This is a genomic window from Luteimonas soli (genome assembly GCF_042648865.1).
Classification (GTDB): Bacteria; Pseudomonadota; Gammaproteobacteria; order Xanthomonadales; family Xanthomonadaceae; genus Luteimonas; species Luteimonas soli.
Window position 1 is genome coordinate 515253 of the sequence record NZ_JBHRYA010000003.1, and the last position, 13302, is coordinate 528554.

14 protein-coding genes are annotated in these 13302 nt (G+C 67.8%); 6 read left to right on the forward strand and 8 right to left on the reverse strand.

The window, feature by feature from the left end; all coding sequences use genetic code 11:
- Positions 1-87: 87 nt before the first annotated feature.
- The 8 genes from galU to cmk all read right to left on the reverse strand — a co-directional run bounded on the left by galU (position 88) and on the right by cmk (position 8495).
- The gene (galU, locus tag ACFONC_RS05615) at positions 88-990 is read right to left on the reverse strand and encodes a UTP--glucose-1-phosphate uridylyltransferase GalU (RefSeq protein WP_386742728.1); all 903 of its coding nucleotides are present in this window, start codon (positions 988-990) and stop codon (positions 88-90) included.
- On the reverse strand, positions 987-2897 hold the full coding sequence (locus ACFONC_RS05620; protein WP_386742729.1) for a polysaccharide biosynthesis protein: 1911 nt from the start codon (positions 2895-2897) through the stop codon (positions 987-989). Before ACFONC_RS05620 ends, galU begins: the two co-directional genes overlap by 4 nt.
- Positions 2894-3907, reverse strand: coding sequence for a hypothetical protein (locus ACFONC_RS05625; protein WP_386742730.1), 1014 nt, complete (start codon positions 3905-3907; stop codon positions 2894-2896). The genes ACFONC_RS05620 and ACFONC_RS05625 overlap by 4 nt, the downstream gene beginning before the upstream one ends.
- Positions 3908-3933: 26 nt before the next feature.
- Complete coding sequence (gene lapB, locus ACFONC_RS05630) at positions 3934-5112, reverse strand: lipopolysaccharide assembly protein LapB (RefSeq protein ID WP_386742731.1); 1179 nt, start codon at positions 5110-5112, stop codon at positions 3934-3936.
- 1 nt (position 5113) lies between these two features.
- Complete coding sequence (locus ACFONC_RS05635) at positions 5114-5386, reverse strand: lipopolysaccharide assembly protein LapA domain-containing protein (protein WP_386742732.1); 273 nt, start codon at positions 5384-5386, stop codon at positions 5114-5116.
- Positions 5387-5454: 68 nt separating this feature from the next.
- Positions 5455-5760 carry an integration host factor subunit beta gene (locus ACFONC_RS05640; protein ID WP_386742733.1) on the reverse strand — a complete coding sequence of 102 codons (306 nt, stop codon included), beginning with the start codon at positions 5758-5760 and terminating at the stop codon, positions 5455-5457.
- Between the two features lie 66 nt (positions 5761-5826).
- On the reverse strand, positions 5827-7521 hold the full coding sequence (gene rpsA, locus ACFONC_RS05645; RefSeq protein WP_386742734.1) for a 30S ribosomal protein S1: 1695 nt from the start codon (positions 7519-7521) through the stop codon (positions 5827-5829).
- A 299-nt stretch (positions 7522-7820) separates the two neighbouring features.
- The gene (cmk, locus tag ACFONC_RS05650; protein ID WP_386742735.1) at positions 7821-8495 is read right to left on the reverse strand and encodes a (d)CMP kinase; all 675 of its coding nucleotides are present in this window, start codon (positions 8493-8495) and stop codon (positions 7821-7823) included.
- A gap of 162 nt (positions 8496-8657) precedes the next feature.
- On the opposite strand from cmk, the gene ykgO reads away from it, so the two are divergent.
- The 6 genes from ykgO (at position 8658) to ACFONC_RS05680 (ending at position 13248) form a co-directional block, all read left to right on the forward strand.
- Entirely contained in the window at positions 8658-8783 is a 126-nt protein-coding gene (gene ykgO / locus ACFONC_RS05655) for a type B 50S ribosomal protein L36 (protein ID WP_010342887.1), read from the forward strand.
- 261 nt (positions 8784-9044) lie between these two features.
- A complete protein-coding gene (locus ACFONC_RS05660) occupies positions 9045-9374 on the forward strand; it encodes a hypothetical protein (protein WP_386742736.1) in 330 nt (109 codons plus the stop codon).
- Between the two features lie 61 nt (positions 9375-9435).
- The gene (locus tag ACFONC_RS05665) at positions 9436-10467 is read left to right on the forward strand and encodes an agmatine deiminase family protein (protein WP_386742737.1); all 1032 of its coding nucleotides are present in this window, start codon (positions 9436-9438) and stop codon (positions 10465-10467) included.
- A 152-nt stretch (positions 10468-10619) separates the two neighbouring features.
- A complete protein-coding gene (locus ACFONC_RS05670; RefSeq protein WP_386742738.1) occupies positions 10620-11504 on the forward strand; it encodes a carbon-nitrogen hydrolase in 885 nt (294 codons plus the stop codon).
- A gap of 184 nt (positions 11505-11688) precedes the next feature.
- Positions 11689-12288: a TetR/AcrR family transcriptional regulator gene (locus tag ACFONC_RS05675; RefSeq protein WP_386742739.1), complete on the forward strand. Its 600-nt coding sequence runs from the start codon at positions 11689-11691 to the stop codon at positions 12286-12288.
- A 33-nt stretch (positions 12289-12321) separates the two neighbouring features.
- Entirely contained in the window at positions 12322-13248 is a 927-nt protein-coding gene (locus tag ACFONC_RS05680; RefSeq protein ID WP_386742740.1) for an alpha/beta hydrolase, read from the forward strand.
- Positions 13249-13302 lie beyond the last annotated feature (54 nt).

Sequence of the window (13302 nt, forward strand, 5' to 3'; positions counted from 1 at the left end):
GTCAAACCCATCCCCACCCCAGCCCTCCCCTTGAAGGGGAGGGAGTTGAGCGTCAGACCCTCCCCTTCAAGAGGAGGGAGTCGAGCGTCAGTCGAGGTCGATCACACCCAGCTCATGCAGCGTCCGCGCCATGCTGTCGCGGGCGGCGTCGCTGATCTTCTCGTGGTCGAGCGCGAAGCGGATCGTCGCCTCGACCAGCCCCAAATGGGTGCCGCAGTCGAAACGCGTGCCGCGGAAGCGATAGGCATCGATCTGCGTGGTGTCTAGCAGGCTGGCGATCGCGTCGGTGAGCTGGATCTCGCCGCCGGCGCCGCGGCCGGTCTTTTCCAGCGCGTCGAAGATACCCGCCGGCAGCACATAGCGCCCGACCACGGCCAGCGTGCTGGGCGCGGTCTCCGGGCTCGGCTTTTCGACCATGCGCCGGATCCTGCCCGAGCGCTCGCTGAAATCGTCGGTCGCGACGATGCCGTAGCTGGCGGTCTGCTCGCGCGGAACATCCTGGACCGCGATCGCGCCGGCGCCGTTGGCCTCGGCGTGGTCCGCCATCTGCTTCAGCGCGCCGGGGCCGCCCTTGTTCCAGATCAGGTCGTCTGGCAGCAGCACGGCGAACGGTTCGTCGCCGACGACCGGCTTCGCGCACAAGACCGCGTGGCCCAGCCCCAGCGCCTCGGCCTGGGTCACGAACACCGCGCGCACGCCTTCGGGCAGCACGTTGCGGACCAGGTCCAGCTGTCGGTGCTTGCCGGACTTCTCCAGCTTCTGTTCGAGTTCGTAGGCCTTGTCGAAATAGTCGGCGACGGCGTGCTTGTAGCGGTTGGTGACGAATATCAGCGTGTCGCAACCGGCCTCGATCGCCTCGTCCACCGCATACTGGATCAGCGGCTTGTCGACGATCGGCAACATCTCCTTGGGAACTGTCTTGGTGGCGGGGAGGAAACGGGTCCCCAGGCCCGCCACGGGGAAAACGGCCTTCCTGATTCGTTTCGTCATGTCCTGCGCGATGCTCTTGCGGGGAATGCCACCACCGTACCCACCTTGCGCGGCAGCTGCGGGGAATCGGCGGGGATGAATTCGGGCACGGCCTCGCGCAGCAGCGTGGCCAGTTCATCGGTGTCGTAGCGCGCGGCTGCGTCGCGCAGGCGCGCGCAAACCCCGTGGATACGGTCGGAGATGACCTCGCGCGCCTCGGCCTGGAGGATCTTGGGATGCGCGGTCGGGCGATAGCGTTCGTCCGCGTGGAACAGGGTCTCGTGCAGTTTCTCGCCCGAGCGCAGGCCGGTGTAGACGATGGCGATGTCGCGCCCCGGCTGCTTGCCGGCCAGGCGGATCATCTGCTCGGCCAGCAACCGGATCGGCACCGGCTCGCCCATGTCCAGGGTGTAGACCGCCTGCTGCGAGCCGATCGCCGAGGCCTGCAGGATCAGCTGGCAGGCTTCCTGGATGGTCATGAAGTAGCGGGTGACCTCCTCATCGGTCACCGTGATCGGCCCGCCGCTGCGGATCTGCTCGCGGAACAGCGGCACCACGCTTCCGGCCGAATCGAGCACGTTGCCGAAGCGCACGGTGATGAACCGGGTCGTCAGCGAATCGGCCGTCGCCTGGCAGATCATCTCGGCCAGGCGCTTGCTCGCGCCCAGGACGTTGGCCGGGTCGACGGCCTTGTCGGTGGAAATGAGCACGAACGTGCCGACACCGGCCTGCAGGCTCTGCTCGACCATGGTTTCGGTGGCGAGCACGTTGTTTCGGATCGCCTCGCGCAGCTGGGTTTCGAGCACCGGCACGTGCTTGTAGGCGGCGGCGTGGAAGACGGCGTCAGGCCTGGACTGCTCCAGCGCGTACCTGGCCACGGCGGGATCGCCGCAGTCGCCCAGGACCGGAACGTACTGGATCTGCGGGAAGTCGCGGCGCAGTTCCGCCTCGGCGGTAATCAGCGCCAGCTCGTCGATCTCGAGCAGCGCGATCTGGCGCGCGCCGTGCTTGGCGCACTGCCGGCACAGCTCCAGGCCGATCGACCCGCCTGCGCCGGTGACCAGAACGCTGCGACCACCCAGCCAGCCGCGAATCGACTTCCAGTCCGGCGTTACAGGCTGACGGCCGAGCAGGTCCTCGATCGCGACTTCCTTGAGTTCGCCGGGCAGCGAACGGCCTTCGAGCAGGTCGTCGAGCCGCGGGACGGTGCGGAACGGCAGGCCGGTACGTTCGCAGGCCTCGACCACGCGCCGCATCGCGGCGGCGTCGATCGACGGCATGGCGATCACGATCAGCTTGGCCGCGACCTCGGGAGCGATCTTGTCGACGTCCTCGATCCTGCCGAGCACCGGCAGGCCCTGCAGGTAGCTTCCGCGCAGCTTGGCGGCGTCGTCGAGGAAGCCGGCCGGCTGGTAGGCGCCGGCGCGCCGCAGGTCGCGCACCAGGGTTTCACCGGCCTGCCCGGCGCCCAGGATCAGCACGCGGATCGCAGCCTTGTCGGTACGGGCCAAGCCGTGGTCCTTCCAGCTGCGATAGAGCAACCGCGGCATGCCCAGCAGCGCCGTCAGCACGATCGGATACAGCGCCAGCACCGAGCGCGGCACCAGTTCGAGCCGGTTGTAGAGGAACAGCGCGAGCACGATGGCCAGCAGGCCAGCAAGGCTCGCCTTGAGGATGTTGAGCAGGTCCGGCAGGCTCGCGAAGCGCCAGACGCCGCGATACAGGCCGACCTTCCAGAACACCAGGCCCTGCGCGAACAGGATCAGCAGCACTTCCGGCGACCAGAACGGCAGGTCGAGGGAGACGATCTCCATCGAGTAGCGGAACTGGTTGAGCCCGACCCAGCACAGCCAGACCATGAACAGGTCGTGCGCCACGATCGCCGCCCGGGGCAGCGCCGCACCAACCCGTGTTTTCCAAGCAGTCATCCGCTCTGTCTTCCTGGCAATCCCGACTTACGACCGTAATGCGACTGTAGCCGCAGCCACAGGATCCCTCCCCCCAGGTACCACGCGCTGCCGGCACACATGATAAACGCAACGGGCAGATCACGAATGCCAAGGGCCAGCAAGCCACCCGCGACCGCCCATGCCGCATAGGCGAAAGTGACCGGCATATGACGGCCCAGCGCCTTCGCCCAGCGCTGGTAGGCGTGCGCGACATGCGGTGTCCACCAGCGTTCACCGCGCAAGATGCGCGCAGCCAGTGTCAACGCAGCGTCTACGAGGAAGGCCGAGGGCGGCAGGAGCAGCAGCATCCACGCCGCCGGCGAAGACGCCTCGCTGCCACCGCCGGCGGCCGCCAGCACGACCACCAGCGCAAGTACATATCCCAGCGCGCCGCTGCCGACGTCACCCAGGAAGATCCGAGCCCGGGGCAGGTTCAGCGGGAGGAAGCCCAGGCACGCGGCCGCCAGCGCCAGCGCCATCCAGCGCGAGGCCGCATCGCCGGCCAGCAGCGCATACGCACCGGCGGCGACCAGCGCCTGCAGCGCGGCGATGCCGTCGATCCCATCCATGAAATTCCAGATGTTGACCAGCACCATGGCCAGCACGAACGCAAACAACGCCAACGCGAACTGGCCGCCGGCATCGATCGCCACGACGCCCAGCAGGCAGGCCGCGACTGCATGCACCGCGAGCCGCGACCACGGTGTCAGCGGCCGATGGTCGTCGAGCCAGCCGATGCCGGCGACCAGCAGCAGTCCGGTCGCAGCGAGCGCCATCTCCAGCACTTGCCCGTCGTCCGCGTACGCGAGCAAACCCATGGCGACGAACATGGACAGGACGATGCCGATGCCACCGCCGCGCGGGGTCGGCACGACGTGGCTGCGGCGCTCGCCCGGGTGGTCGAGCAGGTCGCGCCGCAGTGCGTAACCGCGCGCGGCGAGCGTCGCGGCCAGGCTGATGCCGAGCAGCAGCGCGAGCCAGGCGGCCACCGGTAGAACGGGCAAGGCCAAAAGTGTCAGACCACCGCGTAGTTCAGCAGCGGCTTGATCGTGCCCCACTCCTTGCAGCTCGGGCACTGCCAGTGATGGCTGCGCGCACCAAAGCCGCAACGGCTGCAGCGATAGCTGGGATTGCGCACCAGCAACTGGTCGGTGATGTGCTTGAGGTCGGCGAGCGTCGCGGCCGGGTCGGCCCCCGCGGCGAGCGTGAGGTCGATCAGTGCTGCCTCGCCGCGTACCGACGGCCGGTCCTTGAGCTGGCGCGCAAGATAGGCGCGGGCCTCGGCGACGCCGTCTTCGGCCTCGACCAGCCGGGTCAGCGCCAGCACCGGCGCGATACCGCGGTAGTGCTCGCTCATCTCCGACAGGAAGTTGCGTGCGCCCGGCGCGTCGCCGGTGCGCTCGTAGGCCGCCAGCAGCGGCGGCAACACTTCGGGCAGGAAGTCAGGATCGTGCCGCGCGGCGCGCTCGAAAGCGCGGATCGCGGCCACGTCGTTGCCCGCGTCGACCTCGATGCGCCCTTCCATGATGCCGGCGCGCACGAGGTTGGAGTCGGCGGCATAAGCGCGCGCCACCGCTGCCCGCGCGCCGTCGGCATCGCCGGCTGCGCGCAGGCGCTCGGCCAGCTCGCACTCGAACTGGCCGACCAGCTTGCCCATCGGCTCGCCGGTGGCGGCCTCGTAGCGCGAGGCGTTCTCGATCGCCTTGGGCCAGTCGCGTTCGGACTGGTAGATGCCGATCAGGTGCTTGAGCGCCTGCGGCGCGCGCTGGTCGATCTTGGCAAGGTCGGTGAACACTGTCTCGGCGCGGTCGAGCAGGCCCGAGCGCATGTAGTCCTCGCCCAGCGCCAGCAGCGCCTGCACCTTCTGCTGGTCGCTCAGGTCCGGGCGCTGCACCAGCCCCTGGTGCAGGCGGATGGCACGGTCGACCTCGCCGCGGCGGCGGAACAGGTGGCCGAGCGCGACCTGGGTTTCGAAAGTGTCCTTGTCGAGCTCGGCGATGTGCAGGAACAGCTCGATCGCCTTGTCTGGCTGTTCGTTGAGCAGGTAGTTCAGGCCGCGGAAGTAGGTCGTCGACAGCCGGCTGACCTGGGTGTCGCTGTGGCGCTCGCCGCCGCGGCGGCCGATCACCCAGCCGCTGAGCGCAGCCACGGGAAGCAGCAGGAAGAGCCAGAACCACTGGGTGATGAAGTCCATGTCAGGAGTCGCCGATGTGGGGTTTTCCGGGTGCCGCGGCATTCCGTGCACGCTCGCGCCGCAGTTGCTGCCGCAGCGGCACCACCACCGAGGCGGCAAGCACCAGGCCGCCGGCAATGGCACCGGCCAGCAGCGCAAGCAGCATCGAAACGCCAAGCGTGCCCTGCAGCGTGGTGAATCCAAGGTCCAGCGAAACCGGCTGCGGATTGAGCGCCCCGACGACGACGCCGGCGGCAATGCACAGCAGGGCAATGAGGAATCGGATCAATCGCATGGCATGGGCCTGTGGACGCCGGGAGCCCAGAGCTTAGACGACGCGCAGGACCCGGTCAGTCCGCCGGCTCAGTCCTCGTCCGGTGGCAATGGCATGACGTCGCTGACGCGCTCGCGCAGTTCCTTCCCCGGCTTGAAATGCGGGACGTACTTGCCCGGCAGCGCAACCGCGTCGCCGGTCTTGGGATTGCGGCCGGTACGGGGCGGCCGGTAATGCAGGGAAAAACTGCCGAAACCACGGATCTCGATGCGTTCGCCCTGGGCCAGCGATCCGCCCATCATTTCGAGCAAAGACTTCACGGCCATGTCGACATCCTCGGCCTTCAGGTGGCCCTGGCGCTGGGTAAGGATTTCGATCAGTTCCGATTTGGTCATGGACACGGTCATCGTGGTGGCAGGCCGATCGGTGGCCCGGCCGAAGCCGGGCCACCGCAGTACCGCTTACTCGGACTTGTTCTCGAGCTGCTCGCGCAGCAGCGCTCCGAGCTTGGTGGTGCCGCTGGAAGCGTCGGAGGAAGACGATGCCTTGCTGTATTCGGCCAGCGTCTCGGCCGTCTCGGCCTCGTCCTTGGCCTTGATCGACAGCTGCAGCGAACGACCCTTGCGATCCATGCCGGTGAACTTGGCCTCGATCGTGTCGCCGACCTTCAGCCGCTGGCTGGCGTCCTCGACGCGCTCCTCGGCGATGTCGCGGGCGGCCACGTAGCCTTCCACGCCATCGGCCAGCTCGATCACCGCGCCCTTGGCGTCGACTTCCTTGACCGTGCCGCTGACCTTGCTGCCGCGCGGATGCGCCGCCATGAACTGGCCGAACGGATCCTGCTCGAGCTGCTTGACGCCCAGGCTGATGCGCTCGCGCTCCGGGTCGACCGCCAGCACCACGGCTTCGAGGGTGTCGCCCTTCTTCAGCTCGCGGGCGACGTCTTCGCCGGTGGAGTTCCAGCTCATGTCGGACAGGTGGATCAGGCCGTCGATGCCGCCGTCCAGGCCGATGAAGATGCCGAAGTCGGTGATCGACTTGATCTGGCCCTCGACCTTGTCGCCCTTCTTGTGGATGGCCGCGAAAGTCTCCCACGGGTTGGACGTGACCTGCTTGATGCCCAGCGAGATGCGGCGACGCTCTTCGTCCACGTCCAGCACCATCACTTCAAGCTCGTCACCGACCTGCACCACCTTGGACGGGTTGACGTTCTTGTTGGTCCAGTCCATCTCGGACACGTGCACCAGGCCCTCGACGCCCGGCTCGATCTCGACGAACGCGCCGTAATCGGTGACGTTGGAGACCTTGCCGAACACGCGGGTGTTGGACGGGTAGCGACGTGCGATGTTGTCCCACGGATCCTCGCCCAGCTGCTTCAGGCCGAGGCTGACGCGGTTGCGCTCCTTGTCGTACTTCAGCACGCGGACGTCGAGCTCCTGGCCGACTTCCACGACTTCCGACGGATGGCGCACGCGCTTCCAGGCCATGTCGGTGATGTGCAGCAGGCCGTCGATGCCGCCCAGGTCCACGAATGCGCCGTAGTCGGTGAGGTTCTTGACCACGCCCTTGAGCACGGCGCCCTCGACCAGCTTCTCGAGCAGTTGCTCGCGCTCTTCCGAATGCTCGCTCTCGACCACCGCGCGGCGGGAGACGACCACGTTGTTGCGCTTGCGGTCGAGCTTGATGAGCTTGAACTCCAGCTCCTTGCCTTCCAGGTACACCGGGTCGCGGACCGGGCGCACGTCGACCAGCGAGCCGGGCAGGAATGCGCGGACGTCCTTGATGTCGACGGTGAAACCGCCCTTGACCTTGCCGCTGATGCGGCCGGTGATGGTTTCGTTGTTCTCGAGGGCTTCCTCGAGCTCGTCCCACACCATCGCGCGCTTGGCCTTCTCGCGCGACAGCACGGTCTCGCCGAAGCCGTTCTCGATGCTGTCCAGCGCCACCTTGACGGTGTCGCCCACGGCCACGTCGATCTCGCCTTCGTCGTTACGGAACTGTTCGATCGGCACGATGCCTTCGGACTTGAGTCCGGCGTTGATGACGACCACGTCGGTGCGGACGTCGACCACGGTGCCGCTGACGATGGCGCCGGGCTTGAGCTTGGCCAGGTTGGTCTGGCTCTGTTCGAACAGTTCTGCGAATGATTCGGTCATTTGGAAAATACTCGGTTGATGACACAGACCGGAAGCCCGATTGCGCTTGCCGGTCCACCCGTTGTCGGCTTGCGCGGGATTGCGCCTGGCCGTGAGTGTTGTGGTTGGAAAACCCGGCGGCGAGCCGTCGGGGCCTTGGTGCACCATTTCCTCAACTGAAGAACTGGCTTGTTGCCCCCTCCCCCTCAGGGGGAGGGCTGGGGTGGGGGTGGGTTTGAGTACGGAGCACGCGGCACCGTCACGGAAAACCATCCCCATCCTTGCCTTCCCCTTGAAGGGGAAGGAATTCGGAGTAGGCGCTACGCGCCTACAATTTTCAGTACTCGCTCGACCACTTCGTCGATGCCGATGCCGGTGGTATCGATGCGGACGGCGTCTTCGGCCGGTCGCAGCGGCGCCACCGCGCGGCTGGCGTCGCGGGCGTCGCGGGCAAGAATCTCGCGTAGCAGACCGGCCAATGTAACGGAAACTCCCTTGTCACTCAACTGCTTATAGCGTCTTTCGGCCCTTTCCTCGGCACTGGCGGTCATGAAGACCTTGAACCGGGCGTCGGGGAAGATCACCGTGCCCATGTCGCGACCGTCGGCCACCAGGCCCGGCGGCCGGCGGAACGCGCGCTGGCGGTCCTTGAGCGCGGCCCGGACCTCGGGAATCGCGGCGATGGCCGAGGCCGCGGCGCCGGCGGTTTCGGTGCGCAGCTCGTCGGTGGCGTCGTTGCCGTTGACCAGTACCCGGAGATCCCCGTCCGGGACCTCGCGGAAATCGATCGCGGTGTCGAAGGTGCAGCGCACCAGCGCGCTGGCGTCGTCCAGGTCGAGGTCGCCCCAGCCCGCGGCCACGCCGACCGCCCGGTACAGCGCGCCCGAGTCCAGGTAATGCCAGCCCAGCCGCCGGGCCACGGCCCGGCTGATGGTGCCCTTGCCCGAGCCGGACGGCCCGTCGATGGTCAGGACCGGAACCTCGCCTGCCGTCATTCGCCTCTCCCCATGTCTGCGATATTCCGCGGCATTCTATAGACCGCATGCCGCCAGGTGCCCGCGGCGCACGAGAAAAACCTGCGCAAGCGCTTGAATGGACGGGGGAATACCCATTAGAATGGCGGGCTTGCTCGTCCCAATCGTCTTTAGAGGTATGTCATGAAGGTCCTGTCCTCCCTGAAATCGGCGAAGGCCCGTCACCGCGACTGCAAGGTCGTGCGTCGCCGTGGCAAGGTCTTCGTGATCTGCAAGAGCAACCCGCGCTTCAAGGCGCGCCAGCGCTGAGGCATCCTCCCGGCCTTGCCGGGCAGCGCATGCGTGTTGCAGTGAAAGGCCGCAGAAATGCGGCCTTTTGCCGTCTCCCGTCGAGCAGGCAGGCATCGGCCCCGCGCCCCGCGCCGGTTTCGGCATCCCTGCCGCATGGCCGGAATTCGCGGCCCTGGGCGTGACGTCGTGCCCAGTCAGCTCCGCAGTTCTCCCCCGCCCGCGCCGGAATCTGCTAAAACGCAGCGGCATTCATCTTTCGAGCCTCTGGGGGAGTCCGTCATGCCGCGCATCCTGATTTCGTTGTCCGCTGCCGCCCTGCTGTGCCTGGCCGGCGCGGCGTCCGCAGAGGTCCTGCTGGTCGATCGCGTGCAACAGGAGAACAAGGCCGCCATGCCCAGCCGCGGCATGAGCATGGCCCAGGTCGAAGCCCGGTTCGGCGCCCCCAGCGAGAAGCTCGACGCCCGCGGCGGGCAGAAGCGCCAATGGCCCACGATCAACCGCTGGATCTACCCGGGCTTCGTGGTCTATTTCGAGAAGAACCGCGTCATCGATGCGGTCGCGCGCAAGGCCGCACCGAACGAGGTCGGCCCCAAGCCCGCCATCCGCTGAGGCGGCCCCACCCGCTCCCTGCCTGCATCGCTGCGTGCAGGAGTGCATGCAGAAGGTTTCCATGTCCGATTCCAGGCTGCGCTTCCCTGCCGAGTGGGAGCCCCAGTCCGCCATCCTCATCGCCTGGCCACATGCCGGCACCGACTGGGCCGAGCGGCTCGCCGAGGTCGAGGAGACCTACATCGCACTGGTCGCGGCGATCACCCGCTTCCAGCGCGCGCTGGTGTGCGTGGCCGACGACGACGTCGAGGCTTACGCTCGCGCGCGGCTGGCGTCGGCGCGGGTCGACATGGACCGGGTCGAATTCCTTCCGGTCGCATACGACGACACCTGGCTCCGCGACTCCGGCCCGATCACGCTGCGCGACGACGATCGCTTCCGCCTGCTCGATTTCCGCTTCACCGGCTGGGGCGGCAAGTTCGAGGCCAGCCGAGATGATCGTCTGGTCGAGTCCCTCGACAAAGCGCAGACATTTCTCAACAGTTACCGGCAAAGCATTGATTTTGCACTGGAGGGTGGCGCGATCGACACCGATGGCGACGGCACGCTGCTGACCACCTGGCAGTGCCTGCACGAGCGCCACCCGAAGGCCACGCGCGCCGAACTGAGCGAGCGGCTGGCCGGCTGGCTAGCCCAGGACCGCGTGCTGTGGCTCGACCACGGCTACCTCGAGGGCGATGACACCGACGCCCACATCGACACCCTCGCCCGCTTCGCGCCCGATGACGCCATCGTTTTCCAGGCCTGCGACGACCCGGCCGACTCGCATCACGCCGAACTGCAGGCGATGGCCGAAGAGATCGCCGCGCTGCGGACCCGCGACGGACGGCCCTACCGGCTGTTCCCGTTGCCGTGGCCGGAGCCGATCGAAGACGACGGCCGCCGCCTGGCTGCCAGCTACGCCAACTTTTTGGTCATCAACGGCGCGGTGCTGATGCCCGCCTACGGCGACGATGCCGACGCCGCGGCCGCGCGCGTCCTCGGCGAAGCGTTCCCCGGCCGCGAGATCGTCCCCGTCCCCTGCCGCCCCCTGATCTGGCAGAACGGGAGCCTGCACTGCCTCACGATGCAACTTCCGCACGGCCTGACGTAGGTCGGGGCTACGCCCCCGACACCGGTGGGAATGATCACCGGACATCCGAATCCGAGCATCCCGGACTGCGGACATGCCCGTTTCCCCGGCACGCTCACGTCGGGCACGTAGCCCCGACCTACAATGACCGTTCCCTCCGGAACTGCGTGGACATGAAGAAGACCACCCTCCCCGTCGCCCTGGTGCAGGAACGCAACCACGGTGGCGCCGAAGACAACCTCGCCGTGATCGAGCAGCGCGTGGCCGAGGCCTCGCGCCAGGGCGCGAAGCTGGTGCTGCTGCAGGAACTGCACAACGGCGCCTATTTCTGCCAGCACGAGTCGGTGGACGAATTCGACCTGGCGGAAACGATTCCCGGCCCCAGCACCGAGCGGCTGTCAGCGCTGGCGAAGCAGCACGGCGTGGTGCTGGTCAGCTCGCTGTTCGAAAAGCGCGCCACCGGCCTGTACCACAACACCGCGGTGGTCTTCGACGCCGACGGCTCGACCGCCGGCAAGTACCGCAAGATGCACATTCCCGACGATCCGGGTTTCTACGAGAAGTTCTACTTCACCCCCGGCGACCTGGGCTTCGAACCGATCGACACCAGCGTCGGCCGCCTCGGCGTGCTGGTGTGCTGGGACCAGTGGTACCCGGAGGCGGCGCGCCTGATGGCGCTGGCCGGTGCGGAAATCCTGCTCTACCCCACCGCCATCGGCTGGGACCCGGACGACGACCAGGCCGAAAAGGACCGCCAGCGCGACGCCTGGATCCTCAGCCACCGCGGCCATGCCGTGGCCAACGGCCTGCCGGTGCTGTCGTGCAACCGCGTCGGCCACGAGCCTTCGCCGCTGGGCGCATCGGGGATCGACTTCTGGGGCAACAGCCACGTGCTCGGGCCGCAGGGCGAATTCGTCGCCGAAGCCGGCGGCGACCCGACCGTGCTGGTCTGCGACGTCGACCTGGGCCGCAGCGAACACGTGCGCCGCATCTGGCCGTTCCTGCGCGACCGCCGCATCGACGCCTACGGTGACCTGCTCAGGCGCTATCGCGACTAGCGCCCGCCTGGCCTGGCGACCTTCCGGATCCGTGCTCCGGGCGCCGCCGCGGCCGCTTCTTGCAATTGAGTTCAATCAATTCAATTGGATAAGGCAACTTCTTCTCGCGTTCTCTCGTTTGGCTGGTAGGCCTGTCCCGATGAACGGTTAAAATAAACCGAACGATCGTGCTAATTTGCACGCCATGACCAGCCTGACCGCTACCTCCAAAGGCGCCGCAACCCGCGGGGCCATCCTCGACCGGGCCTACGACATCGCCCGCTTCGCAGGCATCGAAGGCCTGTCGATCGGCCCGCTGGCACAGGCGGTTGGCATGTCCAAGAGCGGCGTGTTCGCGCACTTCGGCTCGCGCGAGGAATTGCAGCTGGCGGTGCTGGAATCCGCCGCGACCCGCTTCGGCGAATTCGTTCTGGTCGCTGCGCTGGCCCAGCCGCGCGGCCTGCCGCGGCTGCGCGCGATCATGCGCAACTGGTTCGAGTGGGGCCGGCTCGAGGTCGGCGGCTGCGTGCTGGTGGGTTCGGTCACCGAGTACGACGACCGCCCCGGCCCCCTGCGCGACCAGGTCCTGCGCAACGAAACACGCTGGCGCGATGCATTGCAGCGCGCCGCGCAGCTTGCGATCGATTGCGGCCACCTGCGCGACGGCGACACCGACCAGTACGCGTTCGAACTCTACGCGATACCCCTTGCGATGCTGCACGAATCGGGCCTGTTCGGTTACCCGCGTGCCCGGCGCCATGGCGATGCCGCGTTCGAGCGGTGGATCGCCGCCAACTCCCCCTGAGTCCCCACACCCGGTATCCCCACGAGGTGCGCCATGCCTGCTTTTCCCGCCAGAATTAGCACGATCGTTCGTTTGTACGCCCGCTATCAATGGCTGCGCCTCGGCTTCCGGCTGGGCGGCCTGCTGCGCCCGCAGGCCACGCTGCGTCGCGCCGGCGACCTGTTCTGCACGCCGTTGCCGAGTTCGCGCACGCGCGCACTGGCTGCCTCCACCGGCGAGGCCGTCGAAGCCGACCTCGACCTCGACGGCCTGCACATCCACACCTATGTCTGGGGCGACGCGCAGGGCCAGCCCTACGTGCTGTTCGCGCACGGCTGGTCCAGCCACGGCACGCGTTTCCTGCCCTGGGTCGAACACCTGCGCGGCAACGGCTACGCGGTGGTCGCGTTCGACCAGCCGGCCCACGGTCGCAGCGACGGCCGGCGCAGCACCCTGCCGGAGTTCGCGCGCACGCTGGCCGTCGTCGGCCGGCATTACGGGCCTGCGGCCGCCGTGGTCGGGCATTCGCTGGGCGGGGCCGCCGCCGCCGTGGCGATGGCCCGCGGGCTGGCCGCAGAGCGCGCGGTGCTGATCGCCCCGGCCGCAGACCCGGTCGATGCCGCGATGCGCTTCGCGCGCCTGGTCGGCCTGCCGATGCGGCTGTGCCGACGCATGGTCGCGATGTTCGAATCCATGGTCGACACCTCGTTCGACGAGTTCCAGGCGCAACACAACGCACCGCGGATCGGTCGTCCGGCGCTGATCGTGCACGACCTCGCCGACCGCGAAGTGCCCTGGGAGGAAGGCGAGCGCTACGCGCGTTTCTGGCATGGCTCGCGCCTGCTGAGCACGCAGGGCCTCGGCCATAACCGGATCGTCGACGACCCGGGCGTGATCGACGCCACCCTGCGCTTCCTGGGCGGTTCGCCGGTCGGCGAGCGCGTGGTGTCCACGCCCGACCTGCCCTACGGCATCGCCTGAACCGTGCCAACCCGGCCTTTGCGGCCGGTGCCGGCGAACGACTATGCTGCCCGC